Annotated in this window: 16 protein-coding genes and 1 tRNA gene; 9 read left to right on the top strand and 8 right to left on the bottom strand. The window is 62.5% G+C overall.

From position 1 onward, the window contains the following. Positions 1 to 453 precede the first annotated feature (453 nt). From pstS to phoR, 7 genes are all read left to right on the top strand, one after another. Complete coding sequence (gene pstS, locus B0G80_RS10475) at positions 454 to 1,485, top strand: phosphate ABC transporter substrate-binding protein PstS (protein ID WP_116117947.1); 1,032 nt, start codon at positions 454 to 456, stop codon at positions 1,483 to 1,485. A 160-nt stretch (positions 1,486 to 1,645) separates the two neighbouring features. Then, a complete protein-coding gene (gene pstC, locus B0G80_RS10470; RefSeq protein ID WP_106283723.1) occupies positions 1,646 to 2,647 on the top strand; it encodes a phosphate ABC transporter permease PstC in 1,002 nt (333 codons plus the stop codon). Then, entirely contained in the window at positions 2,644 to 3,540 is an 897-nt protein-coding gene (pstA, locus tag B0G80_RS10465) for a phosphate ABC transporter permease PstA (RefSeq protein WP_106283722.1), read from the top strand. The genes pstC and pstA overlap by 4 nt, the downstream gene beginning before the upstream one ends. A 17-nt stretch (positions 3,541 to 3,557) precedes the next feature. Further along, entirely contained in the window at positions 3,558 to 4,406 is an 849-nt protein-coding gene (gene pstB / locus B0G80_RS10460; protein ID WP_106283721.1) for a phosphate ABC transporter ATP-binding protein PstB, read from the top strand. A gap of 27 nt (positions 4,407 to 4,433) precedes the next feature. Beyond that, on the top strand, positions 4,434 to 5,138 hold the full coding sequence (gene phoU / locus B0G80_RS10455) for a phosphate signaling complex protein PhoU (RefSeq protein ID WP_106283720.1): 705 nt from the start codon (positions 4,434 to 4,436) through the stop codon (positions 5,136 to 5,138). 26 nt (positions 5,139 to 5,164) lie between these two features. After that, positions 5,165 to 5,866: a phosphate regulon transcriptional regulator PhoB gene (phoB, locus tag B0G80_RS10450; protein WP_006051991.1), complete on the top strand. Its 702-nt coding sequence runs from the start codon at positions 5,165 to 5,167 to the stop codon at positions 5,864 to 5,866. Positions 5,867 to 5,976: 110 nt separating this feature from the next. Next, on the top strand, positions 5,977 to 7,290 hold the full coding sequence (gene phoR, locus B0G80_RS10445; protein WP_116117946.1) for a phosphate regulon sensor histidine kinase PhoR: 1,314 nt from the start codon (positions 5,977 to 5,979) through the stop codon (positions 7,288 to 7,290). Between the two features lie 100 nt (positions 7,291 to 7,390). On the opposite strand, the gene ppk1 is transcribed toward phoR, so the two are convergent. Continuing rightward, positions 7,391 to 9,454 (bottom strand): polyphosphate kinase 1, encoded by a 2,064-nt coding sequence (ppk1, locus tag B0G80_RS10440; RefSeq protein ID WP_106283718.1) that lies wholly within the window; start codon positions 9,452 to 9,454, stop codon positions 7,391 to 7,393. A gap of 200 nt (positions 9,455 to 9,654) precedes the next feature. On the opposite strand from ppk1, the gene ppx reads away from it, so the two are divergent. Continuing rightward, positions 9,655 to 11,280 carry an exopolyphosphatase gene (ppx, locus tag B0G80_RS10435; protein ID WP_106283717.1) on the top strand — a complete coding sequence of 542 codons (1,626 nt, stop codon included), beginning with the start codon at positions 9,655 to 9,657 and terminating at the stop codon, positions 11,278 to 11,280. Between the two features lie 120 nt (positions 11,281 to 11,400). On the opposite strand, the gene B0G80_RS10430 is transcribed toward ppx, so the two are convergent. From B0G80_RS10430 to B0G80_RS45795, 5 genes are all read right to left on the bottom strand, one after another. Then, a complete protein-coding gene (locus B0G80_RS10430; RefSeq protein WP_106283716.1) occupies positions 11,401 to 12,213 on the bottom strand; it encodes a GNAT family N-acetyltransferase in 813 nt (270 codons plus the stop codon). A 330-nt stretch (positions 12,214 to 12,543) separates the two neighbouring features. Further along, positions 12,544 to 13,002: a histidine phosphatase family protein gene (locus B0G80_RS10425; RefSeq protein WP_106283715.1), complete on the bottom strand. Its 459-nt coding sequence runs from the start codon at positions 13,000 to 13,002 to the stop codon at positions 12,544 to 12,546. A gap of 219 nt (positions 13,003 to 13,221) precedes the next feature. Further along, positions 13,222 to 13,298 (bottom strand) — tRNA-Pro (locus B0G80_RS10420). A 93-nt stretch (positions 13,299 to 13,391) separates the two neighbouring features. Continuing rightward, complete coding sequence (locus B0G80_RS10415) at positions 13,392 to 13,550, bottom strand: DUF3309 family protein (protein WP_116117945.1); 159 nt, start codon at positions 13,548 to 13,550, stop codon at positions 13,392 to 13,394. A 354-nt stretch (positions 13,551 to 13,904) separates the two neighbouring features. Beyond that, entirely contained in the window at positions 13,905 to 14,078 is a 174-nt protein-coding gene (locus tag B0G80_RS45795; protein WP_166679042.1) for a hypothetical protein, read from the bottom strand. A gap of 182 nt (positions 14,079 to 14,260) precedes the next feature. Here B0G80_RS45795 and B0G80_RS45790 point away from each other — a divergent pair, with 182 nt between their 5' ends. Next, positions 14,261 to 14,431, top strand: coding sequence for a hypothetical protein (locus B0G80_RS45790; protein ID WP_181196632.1), 171 nt, complete (start codon positions 14,261 to 14,263; stop codon positions 14,429 to 14,431). Positions 14,432 to 14,639: 208 nt separating this feature from the next. Here the strand turns inward: B0G80_RS45790 and B0G80_RS10410 are convergent, their stop codons facing one another. Together B0G80_RS10410 and B0G80_RS10405 are read right to left on the bottom strand one after the other, a co-directional pair. Beyond that, the gene (locus B0G80_RS10410; RefSeq protein ID WP_116117944.1) at positions 14,640 to 16,007 is read right to left on the bottom strand and encodes an MATE family efflux transporter; all 1,368 of its coding nucleotides are present in this window, start codon (positions 16,005 to 16,007) and stop codon (positions 14,640 to 14,642) included. Further along, the gene (locus B0G80_RS10405; RefSeq protein ID WP_116117943.1) at positions 16,004 to 16,312 is read right to left on the bottom strand and encodes a DUF2288 domain-containing protein; all 309 of its coding nucleotides are present in this window, start codon (positions 16,310 to 16,312) and stop codon (positions 16,004 to 16,006) included. The genes B0G80_RS10410 and B0G80_RS10405 overlap by 4 nt, the downstream gene beginning before the upstream one ends. Positions 16,313 to 16,317: the final 5 nt, after the last annotated feature.

Below are 16,317 nucleotides of genomic sequence, written 5' to 3'. Positions count from 1 at the left end.
CCACACGCGCTTGCGGCGGGCGGGATGTTGGGACGATGCGTATCGCGTCCTGACGCCCTCGCTCGCTGCCCTCAGTCTCAGTCGGCGAACTGCGCAAAAGGCACATCGCAAAGTAGGCCGGCGCCCAAAAACACAAAATCAAAAGCCAGTCCCAACGCTCACAGCCATGCCCGAACCACCCTCTCACCCGTGGCCCATTGCCGCACGACCCAGGCCGCATCTTTTTCCCGAACGCGCACTCGCAAACGTTCGCGCCCCATCTTTCTTCGACTAATCTAAAGAGCGTCACGGCTTTCGCCGGAAGTCCAGGTTTTCTCTGACAAATCGGCTTTCAGCCGTGTAATCCTACTGTCACATCCGTTTCACGTTAAGTCACGTTACTGTCACAAAGAGACCCTAAGCTTCGCGGTGTTCGTCTTACACGCTCACACCGCTCACACCTTTGGAGGTCTCATGAAATTGATGCAAACCGTGTTCGCTGGCGTCGCTGGCGCGCTTTTCGCGATCGCAGCGCAAGCCGCAGACATCACCGGCGCGGGCAGCACCTTCGCAGCACCGATCTACACGAAGTGGGCCGACTCGTATCAGAAGTCGGGCGGCGGCAAGGTTAACTATCAAGGCATCGGCTCGTCGGGCGGCGTGAAGCAGATCGTCGCGAAGACCGTCGACTTCGCTGGTTCGGACGCTCCGCTGAAGGACGACGAACTCGCCAAGGAAGGCCTGTTCCAGTTCCCGACGGTGGTCGGCGGCGTGGTGCCGGTCGTCAACGTGCCGGGCGTGAAGCCGGCTGAACTGACGCTGTCGGGCGAAGTGCTCGGCGACATCTATCTGGGCAAGATCAAGAAGTGGAACGATCCGGCGATCGTTGCGCTGAACCCGAAGGTCAAGCTGCCGGATACCGACATCGCCGTGGTTCGCCGCGCTGATGGCTCGGGCACCAGCTTCATCTGGACGAACTATCTGTCGAAGGTCAACGCAGACTGGAAGTCGAAGGTCGGTGAAGGTTCGACGGTCAACTGGCCGACGGGCACGGGCGGCAAGGGCAACGACGGCGTCGCGGCCTTCGTGCAACGTCTGCCGGGCGCAATCGGCTACGTGGAATGGGCGTACGCGAAGCAGAACCACATGACGTATGTCGCGCTGAAGAACTCGACGGGCACGGTTGTCGAGCCGAAGACGGAGACCTTCAAGGCAGCGGCAGCAGGCGCGGACTGGTCGAAGTCGTTCTATCAGATCCTGACGAACGAGCCGGGCAAGAATGCATGGCCGATCGTCGGCGCGACGTTCGTGCTGTTGCACACGGCGCAGGACAAGCCGGCGCAAGGCGCCGAAACGCTGAAGTTCTTCGACTGGGCATTCAAGAACGGTACGCAAGCCGCAAACGATCTGGACTACATCTCGCTGCCGGATTCGGTCGTGGCGGAAATCCGCACGCAATGGAAGGCAAAGGTGAAGGACGCTTCGGGCAAGGCAATCACCGAGTAAGCGAAGCAACGGGTGCGGCAATGAGCAAAGCGCCCGGCATCGGCAGTACGTAACACGTTGGCCGTCCTCCTGTGAGGACGGCCAATGGCTTTAACCCCCGGCATTACCGGCCGCATGACACGTGTCGTACGGCAACTGGAAACAGGTCCATCAGGCTCTCATGTCCGATATCCAATTAGCGCCCGGCGCGAGCAGGTCGACCCCGCCCGGCAGCGCGTCGCAGCAGAAAGCGCCCAGCCGCGCCGGCGACGTGATCTTCGGCGGTCTCGCGCGCTTCGCCGCCATCATCACTTTGCTGCTGCTCGGCGGCATCATCGTCTCGCTGATCGTCGCGTCCATGCCGTCGATCAAGCAATTCGGCCTCAGCTTCCTGTGGACCGCCGACTGGGATCCACCCAGCAAGCAATTCGGCGCCCTGGTGCCGATCTACGGCACGATCGCCACGTCGATCATTGCACTCATCATCGCGGTGCCCGTCAGCTTCGGCATCGCGCTTTTCCTGACCGAACTCGCGCCCGCGTGGCTGCGCCGTCCGCTCGGCATCGCGATCGAACTGCTCGCCGCGATTCCGTCGATCGTGTACGGCATGTGGGGTCTGCTGGTGTTCGCGCCGATCTTCGCGACGTACTTCGAAAAACCGCTCGGCGTCGTGCTCGGCGGCATTCCGTTTGTCGGGGCGTTGTTTCAGGGCGCGCCGATCGGCATCGGCATCCTGTGCGCGGGCGTGATTCTCGCGATCATGATCATTCCGTATATCGCCTCGGTGATGCGCGACGTGTTCGAAGTCACGCCGGTCCTGTTGAAGGAATCGGCATACGGCATCGGCTGCACGACGTGGGAAGTGATGTGGAAGATCGTGCTGCCCTTTACGAAGAGCGGCGTGATCGGCGGCGTGATGCTGGGTCTGGGCCGCGCGCTCGGCGAGACCATGGCTGTCACCTTCGTGATCGGCAACACCAATCTGCTCGATAACGTGTCGCTCTTTTCGCCGGGCAACAGCATCACGTCGGCGCTCGCCAATGAATTCGCCGAAGCGGATCCGGGCCTGCATACGTCGGCGCTGATGGAACTCGGCCTCATTCTGTTCGTGATTACCTTCATCGTGCTGGCGATCTCCAAGGTCATGCTGCTTCGCCTCGAAAAAGGGGAGGGCGCGAAATGAGCCAGCCCACTTTGAATATGCCGGGATCGAACGACGCCGTCGCGCTCGAAGCGATGCGCGTGCGTCTGCAAGGCCGCCGCCGCATGAAGAACGCGGTTGCGCTGACCATGTCGCTCGCCGCGATGGCGTTCGGTCTGCTGTGGCTGATCTGGATTCTGTACACGACCTTGCGCCTGGGCATCGGCGGCTTGTCGGTCGAACTATTCACGCAATCGACGCCGCCGCCGAACACCGATGGCGGTGGTCTCGCCAACGCGATCGTCGGCAGTCTGATGCTGGTCGCACTCGCGACTTTCGTCGGCACGCCGATCGGTATTCTGGCTGGCGTCTATCTCGCCGAATACGGCCAGAAGGGCTGGCTCGCGAGCGTCACGCGTTTCATCAACGACATTCTGTTGTCGGCGCCCTCGATCGTGGTCGGCCTGTTCGTCTATGCGCTGGTGGTGGCGAAGATGGGCCACTTCAGCGGCTGGGCCGGCGTATTCGCGCTTGCCTTGCTGCAGATCCCGATCGTGATCCGCACCACGGAAAACATGCTGAAACTGGTGCCGAACGCACTGCGTGAAGCAGCCTTCGCACTCGGCACGCCGAAGTGGAAGATGGTGCTGTCGATCACGCTGAAGGCTTCCATCGCGGGTATCGTGACCGGCGTGCTGCTCGGCGTGGCGCGTATCGCAGGCGAAACCGCGCCGCTGCTCTTTACGGCGCTGTCGAATCAGTTCTTCTCGATGGACATGGGCCAGCCGGTCGCGAACCTGCCGGTCACGATCTACAAGTTTGCGATGAGCCCGTTCGCGCAGTGGCAATCGCTCGCGTGGGCCGGTGTCTTCCTGATCACGCTCGCGGTGCTGGGACTCAACATCCTCGCGCGCACGATCTTCTCGAACAAGTAAGGGCGGAGTGTAATCCGATGAATATGGCAGAAACTCAACTCAATCCGATCGCGCGTCCTACCGCGCCCGCCGGTTTCGATCCCGCCCAGAGCGGCCAGTCGCAGGCGCCGTCGCGCCCGAAGATCGAGATCAACGACCTGAACTTCTTCTACGGCAAGTATCACGCGTTGAAGAACATCAATCTGCAGATTCCCGAAGGCAAGGTGACCGCATTCATCGGCCCGTCGGGTTGCGGCAAGTCCACGCTGCTGCGTACGCTGAACAAGATGTACGCGCTCTATCCGGAACAACGCGCTGAAGGCGAGATCCTGATGGACGGCGAAAACCTGCTGACCTCCAAGCGCGATATTTCGCTGCTGCGCGCACGGATCGGCATGGTGTTCCAGAAGCCGACGCCGTTTCCCATGTCGATTTACGACAACATCGCGTTCGGCGTGAAGATGTTCGAAACGCTGCCGCGCTCGGAGATGGACGACCGCGTGGAATGGGCGCTGACCAAGGCCGCGCTGTGGAACGAAGTGAAGGACAAGCTCGGCCAGAGCGGCTACGGTTTGTCGGGCGGCCAGCAGCAGCGTCTGTGTATCGCGCGCGGTATCGCGATCCGTCCGGAAGTGCTCCTGCTCGACGAGCCGTGTTCGGCGCTGGACCCGATTTCGACGGGCCGTATCGAAGAACTGATCGCCGAATTGAAGAGCGATTACACGGTGGTAATCGTCACGCACAACATGCAACAGGCGGCCCGCTGTTCGGACTACACTGCCTATATGTACCTCGGTGAGTTGATCGAATTCGGCGACACCGAAAAGATCTTCATCAAGCCGGTCCGCAAGGAAACCGAGGATTACATCACTGGCCGCTTCGGTTAACACGCCGAACAAACAAGGGAGTACGACATGTCCGACAAACACCTGTCCAGCCAGTTCGACGCCGACCTGAATCTGGTTTCCTCCAAAGTGCTCGAAATGGGTGGCCTGGTCGAATCGCAGATCGTCAAGGCCATGCAGGCGCTCAACGAATTCGATCTCGACATCGCCGAACAGGTGATCGCCGCGGAAGAGCGTCTGAACAAGATGGAAGTGGACATCGACGAAGAGTGCAGCAACATCATCGCGCGCCGTCAGCCGGCCGCGCGTGACCTGCGTCTGTTGATCGCGATTTCGAAGACCATCACGAATCTCGAGCGCGCCGGCGACGAAGCCGAAAAGATCGCCAAGCGCACCAAGCGTTTGATGGAAGACGGCGCGTCGCGCACCATCAACATCGCTGAAATCAAGTTGTCGGGCGAGATGGCGGTGTCGATTCTGCGCCGCGCGCTGGATGCGTTCGCGCGCCTCGATACGGTCGCCGCCGCGCAGATCGTGCGTGACGATAAAGCGATCGACGAAGAATTCCGCGCCTTCGTGCGCAAGCTGATTTCGTACATGACCGAAGATCCGCGTTCGATCTCGGTGGGCCTCGACTTCCTGTTTATCGCCAAGGCGATCGAGCGGATCGGCGACCACGCGAAGAACATCGCCGAGTTCATCATTTACATCGTGAAGGGTACGGACGTGCGGCACAAGTCGCGCGACGCGCTCGAACGCGAAGCACTCAGTTAATCCAGATATAAGGACAAGAGGTGCCGATGCCCAGCAGCATTCTCGTCATTGAAGATGAGCCCGCCATTTCCGAATTGATTTCGGTCAATCTTCAACACGCCGGACACTGCCCGATTCGCGCGTACAACGCGGAGCAGGCGCAGAACCTGATCAGCGACGTATTGCCGGACCTCGTCCTGCTCGACTGGATGTTGCCGGGTAAATCGGGAATTGCGTTCGCGCGCGATCTGCGCAACAACGAGCGCACCAAGCATATCCCGATCATCATGCTGACCGCGCGCGGCGACGAGCAGGACAAGGTGCTCGGCCTCGAAATCGGCGCGGACGACTACGTCACCAAGCCGTTCTCGCCGAAGGAACTGATGGCGCGCATCAAGGCGGTGTTGCGCCGTCGCGCCCCGCAGTTGACCGAAGACGTGGTCGCGATCAATGGCCTCAAGCTCGATCCGGCGACACACCGCGTGGCCGCGCATGCGGAAGGTAGCGAGATCAAGCTCGATCTCGGTCCGACGGAATTCCGTCTGCTGCATTTCTTCATGACGCACCCGGAGCGCGTGCACAGCCGCACGCAACTGCTCGATCAGGTGTGGGGCGATCACGTATTCGTCGAAGAGCGCACGGTCGATGTGCATATCAAGCGCTTGCGCGCGGCGCTCAAGCCCGCCGGGTGCGATGCTATGATTGAGACGGTACGCGGCAGCGGCTACCGGCTTGCGAAGAGCGCCTGAGGCGCGCATTGGCGGCGTTCCCGCCGCCCGCGTCGGGTACGTCTGTTCGCAACCATAGGCGCCGCGATTTTCATCCCGGCGCATAGGCTTTTCTCTTCGATCGCTAGACCATGAACATCATCTGGGCGCGCTCCATCGTGTCGGTCGTGCTGCTGGCTGTTCTGTGCGCGGTGGTCGGCGCACTCGTGAACGTCAAGGCAGCGCTCGTCCTCGCGATCGTCATGCTGCTCGCGCAGAGCCTTTTCAGCACCTTTCATAAGCAGCGCCTGTGGCGTTTGCTCGACGCGCCGGTTTATGGCGAAGTGCCGAGCGCCCCCGGCATCTGGGGCGAAATCTACTACCGTCTGCACAAGCTCGCGAAGCGCTGGCACGCCCAGGTGCGCTCGGTCGAGCAACAGCACTCGCGCTTTATTCAGGCGATCCAGGCCTCGCCTAACGGCGTCGCCATGCTCGACGATCACGACCAGATCGAGTGGTGCAACGCGATCTCCGAACTCCATTTCGGCCTGGATGCGAAGCGCGACCTGCGCCAGCACATCACGCATCTGGTGCGCCAGCCGGACTTCGTTCGCTATCTGAATTCGCATCGCTACGAAGAAATGCTGATCATGCGCGGCATGGGCGACAAGCGGCAGAACGTGCTGTCGGTGCAGGTGTTTCCGTACGGCGAGAATCGCAAACTGGTGCTGTCGCAAGACATCACCGAACTCGAACGCACGGATGCAATGCGGCGCGACTTCGTCGCCAATGTGTCGCATGAACTGAAGACGCCGCTCACGGTGCTCTCGGGTTTTCTGGAAACCATGCGCGAGTTGCCGTTGAGCGAAGCCGAACGTTCGCGCTATCTCGAACTGATGGAGCAGCAGGCTTCGCGCATGCGCCACATCGTCAACGATTTGCTCGTGCTCGCCAAACTCGAAGGCGACAACAAGCCGCCGAGCGATCAGATGATCGATATGCGCGCGGTGTTGCGGCATTTGCACGACGACGCGGAAAGCCTGTCGAGCGATCATCACAAGATCACATTCGATGCCGACGAAGGGCTCACGGTCACCGGCGTCGAGACGGAAATTCTCAGTGCGCTCGGCAATCTCGTCACGAACGCGATCCGCTATACGCCGGATGGCGGCGCGATCAGAGTGGTTTGGCACGCGCAGGGCGGCAATGCGATATTTTCGGTGACGGACAGCGGACTCGGCATTCCCTCTGCGGACATTCCGCGGCTGACGGAGCGTTTCTATCGCGTCGATCGCAGCCGTTCGCGCGATACCGGTGGCACGGGCCTCGGCCTTGCGATCGTCAAGCATGTGCTGCAACGTCACGATGCACAGCTCGATGTGAAGAGCGAGGAAGGGCGCGGCAGCACGTTCACCGTGCGCTTTCCGGTGTATCGCACGGCGCGCCGGCAACCGGCGCCGGCTTGAGCGTGGCCGCATCGGCATGAAGAAAAGCCCGCCTATAGCGGGCTTTTTTACGCGTGCCACTTTTGTTGGCGGCCCGCCGAGGCGAGCGCAGTCACTCACGTTACGAACAGAATTTCCCCAACAGACTCATCTGCGCGTTGCGCGAGGACTTGCCCGGCCGGCGGCGCCGGTAATGGCCGTCGCTTTGCATCAGCCACGCGGATTGATTGTCGCCGAGGAACGCGGACAGACCTTCAGCGATCACCCGCCGCTTCAAACGCCGGTTGTTGATCGGAAAGGCGACTTCAACACGCCGGAAGAAATTGCGGTCCATCCAGTCGGCGCTCGACAGATAGACCTGTTCCTTGCCACCGTCGTAAAAGTAGAAGATACGATGGTGTTCGAGAAAGCGCCCAACGATCGAGCGCACGGTGATGTTCTCCGAAAGCCCCGCGACGCCTGGCTGCAACGAACACACGCCACGCACGATCAGATCGATTTTGACGCCCGCCTGCGCGGCCTCGTACAACTCGGCGATCACCGTGGGTTCGAGCAGCGCATTCATCTTCGCGACAATGCGTGCTTTCTTGCCGGCACGCGCATGCTCGGCTTCGGCGCGAATGGCTTCGACCAGTTTCGGATGCAGCGTGAACGGCGATTGCCACAACTCGTGCAGCTTCAGTTCTCCGCCAATGCCGGTCAGTTGCTGGAACACGTGATGAACGTCTTCGCAGATTTTCTGGTCGGCGGTCATCAAACCGAAGTCGGTGTAGAGACGCGCCGTGCGCGGATGGTAGTTGCCGGTGCCGAGGTGCACGTAGCGCTTGAGCGTGGTCTTGCCGCCCACCGACACGCGCCGCACGATCAGCATCATCTTCGCGTGGCACTTGTGGCCCACCACGCCGTACACGACGTGCGCCCCGACTGCTTCGAGCTGCGAGGCCCAGTTGATGTTGGTTTCTTCATCGAAACGCGCGAGCAGTTCGACTACGACTGTGACTTCCTTGCCGTTGCGCGCCGCCTGCATTAGCGCGTCCATCAGCGGCGAATCGGTGCCGGTGCGATAGATGGTCTGCTTGATCGCGACCACGTTCGGATCTTTGGCTGCCTGCAGCAGCAATTCGAGCACCGGCTGAAAACTTTCGTACGGATGATGCAGCAGCACGTCGCCCTGATCGATCACGTCGAACATGCTGGCGCTGTTGGCGACCTGCGGCGGAATCGCGGGGATGTGCGGCACGAACTTGAGATCGGGGCGGTCCACCATCTCCGGTAATTGCATGAGCCGCACCAGATTGACGGGGCCGTCCGCGTAATAGCAATCCTTGTCGGACAGGCCGCTTTCGTCGAGCAGGCGCCGCACGACATGCGTGGGCGTTTCCGCCGACACTTCGAGCCGCACCGCGTTGCCCAGATGCCGCGCCGGCAATTCGCCCTGCAACGCGACGCGCAGATTGGTGATTTCATCTTCGTCGACGAACAGTTCGCTATTGCGCGTGATGCGAAACTGATTGCAACTGCGCACCACGAGGTTCGGAAACAGTTCGCCGACAAAGCGTTGCAACAGCGAGCTCAGCAGCACGAAGCCATGCGGGTAGCCCGACAGTTCCTGCGGCATGCGCACGAGCCGCGGCAACGCGCGCGGCGCCTGCACGATGCCCATCATCGCCTGACGGCCGAACGCGTCCTTGCCTTCCAGTTCCACGACGAAGTTCAGGCTCTTGTTGAGCACGCGTGGAAACGGATGCGCCGGATCGAGGCCGATCGGCGTGAGCACGGGCAGCAGTTCGTCGAAGAAGTAGTTGCGCGCCCATTCGGTCTGCGCTTCGTTCCACGCTTCCGTGCCGTGAAAATAGATGCCTTCTGCTTCGAGCGCCGTGAGCACCGTGTCGTGCAGCATGGTGTACTGGCGATGCACGAGTTTCTGCGCGCGTTCGACCACGAGGTCGTACACGTGCTGCAGCGACATGCCGTCCGGCGATAGCGCGCCGGGGTTGTCGCGCATCTGTTCCTGTAGTCCGGCCATGCGGACTTCGAAGAATTCGTCGAGATTGCTACTGGTGATGCAGATGAAACGCAGGCGTTCGAGCAAAGGGACGGCTGGGTCGGCAGCTTGTGCCAACACACGCTCGTTGAAACCCAGAATGCCCAGCTCGCGATTCAATAAGGGGTAGCGGATGGACATCGGCAGCGAGAATGGAATGTCAGGAAGAGAGGCGGAAAGACGCTCGGAAATTCTCACAGTATGATGACGTTGTTATGACATTCTCGATTTTTTATTCTACGCCGTAATCGCCGCGTGTCGTCAATATGACGCAGTCTGTATGGGACCATCGGCCACCCCCATTGCTGCGAGGTGACATCGTGAGGCCCGGTACGCTTAGAATGGCGTCTTTGAACCGCGCGGCCGGCCGTCAGGCGCCCAGGGCACCCGATGGACACGGAGCGTTTCCCGCATCCAACGCCGCCGCGCTCGCGCGCATGGAGTCCGCTTACTCGATGGTCAATACTCCGCAACTCCTCGCCGCCGTCGATCTCGGTTCGAACAGCTTCCGGCTGATTGTCGGCCGGGTCGAGGAAACCGACGCGGGCAGCCAGATCTACCAGGTCGATGCCTTGCGTGAGCCGGTGCGTCTGGCCGCCGGTCTGTCGCGCGACAAGATGCTCGACCGAGCTTCGCAGGTGCGCGGCTGGGACGCGCTCAAGCGTTTCGGCGAGCGTCTTCGCGACTTTCATCCCGATCACGTTCGCGCGGTCGCTACCAATACATTGCGCATCGCCAAGAATGCCGGCGAATTTCTCGGTGAGGCGCAAGCCGCGCTCGGTTTCCCGATCGAAGTGATCGCCGGGCGTGAAGAGGCGCGCCTGATTTACGCGGGCGCTGCACACTCCGTGCCCGCGAGTCCGGGCAAACGTCTGGTGGTCGATATCGGCGGCGGCTCGACGGAATTCATCATTGGCTCGCATTACACGCCCATCAAGATGGAGAGCCTGTATATCGGCTGCGTGAGTCATAGCCGGGCGTTTTTCCCTGCCGGCAACGTCGACGAATACACGATGCGCCAGGCCGAACTCGCCGCCGGCCGCGAAATCCAGATCATTTCCGCCGAGTACAAGAAGACCGGCTGGGAGCAGGCGATCGGCTCGTCGGGCACCGCGCGCGCATTGGCCGAACTGGTGGAGGCCAATAACTTCAACGATCCGGGCGTCACGCACGGCATCTCGCGCGGCGGGCTCGAACGCCTCAAGCGCGCGCTGATCAAGGCGGAGAACGTCAACCGGCTGAAGCTCGTCGCGTTGAAGGGCGATCGCATTCCGGTGCTGGCCGGCGGCCTGTCGATCATGATCGCGGTGTTCGACGAACTCGGTGTCGATTACGTCGACACGACGGATGGCGCGCTGCGCCTTGGCGTGCTGTACGACCTGCTAGGCCGTTCGCAGCACGAAGACATGCGTACGGTCACGGTGGAAGGCTTCATGCGCCGCTATGGCGTGGATCGCGCGCAGGCGGGGCGCATCGGCGAACTCGCGGTGCGCTTCTACGAGCAGTTCGAGGAACCCGACGAAGAACGCCGCGTCGAAAACCGCATGTTTCTCGGCTGGGCGGCTGCGCTGCACGAAATCGGTCTGTCGATCTCGCACAGCGCGTATCACAAGCATTCGGCGTACATCGCCAGCAACGCGGACATGCCGGGCTTTTCGCGCACCGATCAGGCGCGGCTCGCCGCGCTTGTGCTCGGTCATGCGGGCAAGCTCGGCAAGCTATCGCAAACGCGCGAAGTGGAGTGGCCGCTGCTGTTCTGTCTGCGGCTCGCGGCGCTGCTGTGCCGCCGGCGAGCCGACGTCGGCTTGCCGGGCATCTCGGTGACGCAGGTCAACGGCGGTTACGAGGTGCGGTTGCCGAACGAGTGGGTGGCCAACAATCCGTTGACCGACTACAGCCTGATTCAGGAAGCCGCTGAGTGGGAGAAGGTCGGCATTCCGTATCGCGTGGTTTATACGGACGAATGAAGCCTTGCGCATGGCGCACTGCGGATGAATGAGAAAGCCCGGCCGGTGCCGGGCTTTTTTGTGGCCGCTTGTTTTTGCTTCGCCGACGCGCGTCACAGCGCGTCTTGCGCGCGAAACCGCTCAGCGGGGCAGCGCATCGCCGAGGAAGTGGCGAGCGTAACGTGCATTGATATCGGACAAGCGGAACAGCGTCAGAAAGTCCGCGGTGTTGAAATCGGGATCCCATGCTGGCGCGCCGCAAATCTTCGCGCCGAGACGCAGATAACCCTTCACCAGCGGCGGCGGCGCCACCTCGGCGCCCGTTTGCAGTTCATCGACCGGCAGCGGCGTGTGCGCAAACGCGCGATATTCCGGCGCGGTCAGCGCGCTGTCGCGCAGCGAGCAATACAGATTCGCCGCGTAGTGGCCGCCGTCGACCATCGCCACGCTCGCGCAGCCGAGCATCGTTTCATAGCCGTTGTGCTTCATGTAGGCGGCAAGGCCGGCCCACAGCGACATGATCACCGAGCCGCTGCGATAGTCGGGGTGCACGCACGAACGGCCCACTTCGACCATCTTGGCGCGCAGGTGGGTCAGACGCGACACGTCGAATTCGCTTTCCGCATACAGACGGCCGATACGCGCGGCCTGATGCGGCGGCAACGCGCGGTACGTGCCGACCACTTTCAACGTGTCGAGATCGCGCACCAGGAGGTGATCGCAGTAGGCGTCGAACGAATCGACGTCGAGACCCGCGGGGCCCGTCAGCCGTGCGCCCATTTCGTCGGCGAACACGCGGTAGCGCAGACGCTGGGCTTCGCGCAGTTCTTCGTCGGTGCGAGCCCACGTGACTTGCAGGCGATGCTGGGCGGTGACCGTTTCCTCGGCGCGCGGCAGACGGCGCGACTCGAAGATCGAAGCGAGGGGCAGGGTAGGCGTCGGCAGTTCTCGCATGGGGGGGTCCTGGTCGAAAAAAGGGAGATTTCTTTTTTCGCCAATGTAGTAACGCCTGGTGACGCTCGCATGGCAAACCCATGACGATTGGATGACTGCCCGTAAGCTGCGTGCCCGCGGCTTGTAATATCGCAAGTGGGGACGACGAGTGTTGTTTCCGCGCGAAAGGTGGGGAATCGAGGAAACGGGTGGGGGCGATTCAAGCGCCGGGATGGTGAGGTCCCGGCGCTGTGGGTGACGCGTGTGATCGGTTTGGCTGCTTCGGCGCCGTTTCGTGTGGCGTGTGGGTTTTTATGGGCGCAACCCCCGCCTGGTTAAAGCGAATCCGGCTCAGACCAGATCGGGAGTCATGGCGGCGCGCAGCACGGCCTGGTCGTCGCCGTCGCGCTCGCGGCTTGCGATCCACCACACGCCCGCTTTCTTCAGCGGCCAGCTCGCGTCGCTATTGCCGAGCAGCCGGGCGGCGACGTGGCCGAGCGTCGGCTGATGGCCGACGATCACCACCGTCTGCGCGATGCCCTTGGGCCAGCCTGCGGCGTTGAGCACGTCGTCCGCGCTTGCGTTGGGCGCGAGTTCGCGCACCACGCGATATTGATCGCTCAGCGTCTCGGCAGTCTGGATGGTACGCACAGCAGGGCTAGCGAGCACGACGGCGTCGTCGGGCAGGCGGGTGCGCAGCCATTTGGCGACGTTTTGCGCCTGCTTGCGTCCTCGGGTGGTGAGCGCTCGCGCGAGGTCGGTGCTGGCGAAGTCTTCGGCTTCGGCGTGACGCCAGAGAATCAGATCCATGCGTGTCTCCTTCACTGTGCTTGCGGCGCTTAACCCGATCAGGCCTGCGCCAGGTTTCAGTCACTGTCGCACGTGGACTCGTCGCGCCGCAAGGCAATGGCTCGGGCAACCGTATGAGCACACTGGTATATCGCGGGCGGGAGCCCGCGAGCCTGAAAAAGCCCAAAAAAGCAAAAACCCGCGAAGCCGGAGGCTACGCGGGTTTCGTGTTGCTTTTCGTGGTCGGAGCGAAAGGATTCGAACCTTCGACCCTCTGATCCCAAATCAGATGCGCTACCAGGCTGCGCTACGCTCCGACGAATCCGAGATTCTACGTGGCATTGGGTGCCAGAGTCAATCACGAATTGCACCGGAGCAAAACGGCGGGTCGAATGCGCGAGTCGGCGGCGTTATATACGGCCCATCAGCAGCAACACGATCACGATGACCAGCAAGACGCCCACGACGCCGGTCGGCCGATAGCCCCAGCCGCTGCTGTACGGCCAGCTCGGCAGTGCGCCGATCAGCAGAAGAATGAGCACGATAAGCAGTATGGTTCCAATGGTCATTCGAGTTCTCCCTGTCTGGCCTGAGCCAGTTAGTCTGGTTGGTTCGGCGCATACGCGCCGGGACGCTCGACGCGCAAGCTGCGCGCTTCCTGCACGCCTACGAGCAGCAAGGCACGTGCCTAAAGCAAATTTGGGCGGAAAGGGAAATGGCGGGCGACTGGATGCTTCGGTCGCGACCAGCGACGCGTCAGGAAAATGGGAGCAAGGAGAAACTTGCGCGGTTACAGTGGACAGCCGTAGGCGTCACCGCGCAAGGAGTCGATGTGCGAGCGCGGACTCGCATGTGAAATACGGCGCATCAATCCTTCAACTACTCGGAATGTGCGCAAGCGCCGCTGGCACCTGCATTTCCGTTCAGTGCCGGCGACGCATCCAATGCGGCATGTGCTGATGAGTCAGCCAATGGTGCACCATGCCTTCGCCATCGTGTTCGCGCCGATAGGTTCTCGATTCGTAGATCGACAACACGAGCAACACGAGCAGACCTATTGCAAGTCCGACCAGACCCGCGATCGTTTCAGCATCCATGGCAGCCTCCTATGAGACGCGACCGTGACTTTATAGTAGGTCACGCGCAACCAAATGGGGGAGGGGTTACGCGGGTCGGCGCGGCGGCGCGGAATGCGCTTTGCGGTTAGACTCCGGGCGCTCGCGCTTGCCCGCTCACTGCGGGTAAGCCGCTCTTTCATTCTGTTTCGAGAGACCCTTTTATGATCCGCGTTTCGATGATTGCGTTGCTGCTGGTTGCCGGCGTTGCCGGTTGTGCGAATGGTCCGTCGGGCCATCACGGCGGTCCGCCGCCGCAAGATCCGGCCGACTACCATGGCGTGCCCACCGACAGCCGTCCGCCCACGATGGTGCCTGCACCGGTCTCGCCTTGAGCAGCGGTTGATAACGGCTCCGGCAACGGTGACGAAAAGCAGAGGCGAAGCCCCGGCGCGGGCACGCCGGCGCTTCTGACCCGCGCAGACTGTTCGCGCGGAGAGCGCGGGCTGAAGGCATTCTAGGACGAGCGTCGCGCGTGACTTGTGTGCGCTTGTTTCAAGCCGTAACCGGGTGCCGCGATGCGAAATGGGCAACCCTGCGGGCTCAAGCCGCCGCGCCCGCCATGCCGCGCACGACGCTCGGCACATAACGCGCGAGCGTGAGGCCGCGCAGCGCCATGAAGAGCAGCATCGCGGCCCACAAGCCGTGATTGCCGTACAGCGCCAGCAGGGCCCACGACGCCGCCACGAACAGCGCGAACGACACCACCATCGACATCATGAGTTCGCGCGTGCGAGTCGCGCCGATGAACACACCGTCCAGCAGAAAGCCCCACACGGACACCACCGGCGAGAGCGCGGCCCACGGCAGATAGAGTTCGGCGGTGGCGCGCACGGCGGCCTGATCCGTCAGACGTTCGACGATCCACGAGCCCGCGCCCCAGTACACCAGCGAAAACCCCAGCGCGCCGAGCGTGGACCACAACGCCGTCACCTTGATCGCTTGCGTGAACGCGTGCCGGTCGCGCGCGCCGATCGCTGCGCCGACCAGCGCTTCGGCGGCGTGCGCGAAACCGTCGAGTCCGTAGGCCATGAACGTCTGAAAATTGAGCAGCAGCGCGTTGGCGGCGAGCGTGGCATCGCCTTGCTTCGCGCCCAGGTGCGCAAACCAGCCAAACGACGAGAGCAGGCACAAGGTGCGCACGAAGATATCGCGATTGAGCACCACGAGCCGCTTGAGCGCCGCCGCGTCGAACAAGGCGGCGCGGTTCAGCCCAGGCAGGCCGCGCGGCCTGCCGTGCCAGAGCAGGGCGGCGCCGAGCACGAAGCCGAGCGCGTCGGCGGTGGCCGTGGCCGCGCCGATCCCGGCCACGCCCCAGTCGAAGCCGTGCACATACACGAGCACGGCCACGATGTTCACGCTGTTGATGAACACCTGCGAGAGCAGCGCGAGCCGCACCTGCTGAGTGCCGAGCAGCCAGCCGAGCACGACGTAATTGCCGAGGGCGAGCGGCGCGGCCCAGATGCGCGCGTGACAGTACAACCGTGCGTTGCGCTGCACCGCGTCGCTGCCGCCGATCACGCGCAGTCCGTAATCGATCAGCGGCATTTGCAGCGCCAGCACAACGGCGCCGATCGCGGCCGCCAGCAACAGCGCGCGGACGACGTTGTTGCGCAGTTCGACGTGGTTATCCGCACCGTGCGATTGCGCGACCAGACCGGTCGTGCCCATGCGCAGAAAGCCGAAGCCCCAGAACACGAAGTTGAAGAACAGGCCGCCGAGCGCCACGCCGCCGAGATACGACGCGCCGTCCAAATGGCCCGCCACAGCGGTGTCGACCGCGCCGAGAATCGGCTGTGTCAGATTGGCGAGAACGATCGGAAACGCCAGCGCCAGCACCCGGCGGTGCCAGTGCACGGGAACAGCGGGTGCCGCTGCCGACGTGTCAGCGTCGCGCGCGGCCTCGCTCAACTGCGTTCCTGCACGCACACCCAGGGAGAGACGACGACGGCCCACAGATCCGGGTCGCGCTCGGCGAAATCCGCGGCGGTTTCCGCCTGCACGCGCTCGACGAGCCCGGCGGACAGCCATTGCGTGACCTGCGTGGTGTCGTCGCTGGCGATGGCTTCGGCCACGCTCACCAGATCGAGGTCGCGCGCGACGCGCAGCAGAATGCCGCGCGCAAAGAAGCGTTCGAGTTCGACCCAGCCGATCTTGGCGGTTTCGGCGAGCAACTTGGCGTACAGCGGGCTATGGGTGGCGTCGTTGGAAGTCATCGTAA

Source organism: Paraburkholderia sp. BL6669N2 (assembly GCF_003387275.1).
Lineage (GTDB): Bacteria > Pseudomonadota > Gammaproteobacteria > Burkholderiales > Burkholderiaceae > Paraburkholderia.
The sequence above is the reverse complement of the archived record's forward strand: the minus strand, read 5'-3'. Positions and strand labels throughout refer to the sequence as shown.

Bases quoted from the DNA above. Each gene is read 5' to 3' on its own strand.
- pstS (WP_116117947.1), top strand. From the start codon at position 454: ATGAAATTGATGCAAACCGTGTTCGCTGGCGTCGCTGGCGCGCTTTTC.
- pstC (WP_106283723.1), top strand. From the start codon at position 1,646: ATGTCCGATATCCAATTAGCGCCCGGCGCGAGCAGGTCGACCCCGCCC.
- pstA (WP_106283722.1), top strand. From the start codon at position 2,644: ATGAGCCAGCCCACTTTGAATATGCCGGGATCGAACGACGCCGTCGCG.
- pstB (WP_106283721.1), top strand. From the start codon at position 3,558: ATGAATATGGCAGAAACTCAACTCAATCCGATCGCGCGTCCTACCGCG.
- phoU (WP_106283720.1), top strand. From the start codon at position 4,434: ATGTCCGACAAACACCTGTCCAGCCAGTTCGACGCCGACCTGAATCTG.
- phoB (WP_006051991.1), top strand. From the start codon at position 5,165: ATGCCCAGCAGCATTCTCGTCATTGAAGATGAGCCCGCCATTTCCGAA.
- phoR (WP_116117946.1), top strand. From the start codon at position 5,977: ATGAACATCATCTGGGCGCGCTCCATCGTGTCGGTCGTGCTGCTGGCT.
- ppk1 (WP_106283718.1), bottom strand. From the start codon at position 9,454: ATGTCCATCCGCTACCCCTTATTGAATCGCGAGCTGGGCATTCTGGGT.
- ppx (WP_106283717.1), top strand. From the start codon at position 9,655: ATGGCGTCTTTGAACCGCGCGGCCGGCCGTCAGGCGCCCAGGGCACCC.
- B0G80_RS10430 (WP_106283716.1), bottom strand. From the start codon at position 12,213: ATGCGAGAACTGCCGACGCCTACCCTGCCCCTCGCTTCGATCTTCGAG.
- B0G80_RS10425 (WP_106283715.1), bottom strand. From the start codon at position 13,002: ATGGATCTGATTCTCTGGCGTCACGCCGAAGCCGAAGACTTCGCCAGC.
- B0G80_RS10415 (WP_116117945.1), bottom strand. From the start codon at position 13,550: ATGACCATTGGAACCATACTGCTTATCGTGCTCATTCTTCTGCTGATC.
- B0G80_RS45795 (WP_166679042.1), bottom strand. From the start codon at position 14,078: ATGGATGCTGAAACGATCGCGGGTCTGGTCGGACTTGCAATAGGTCTG.
- B0G80_RS45790 (WP_181196632.1), top strand. From the start codon at position 14,261: ATGATCCGCGTTTCGATGATTGCGTTGCTGCTGGTTGCCGGCGTTGCC.
- B0G80_RS10405 (WP_116117943.1), bottom strand. From the start codon at position 16,312: ATGACTTCCAACGACGCCACCCATAGCCCGCTGTACGCCAAGTTGCTC.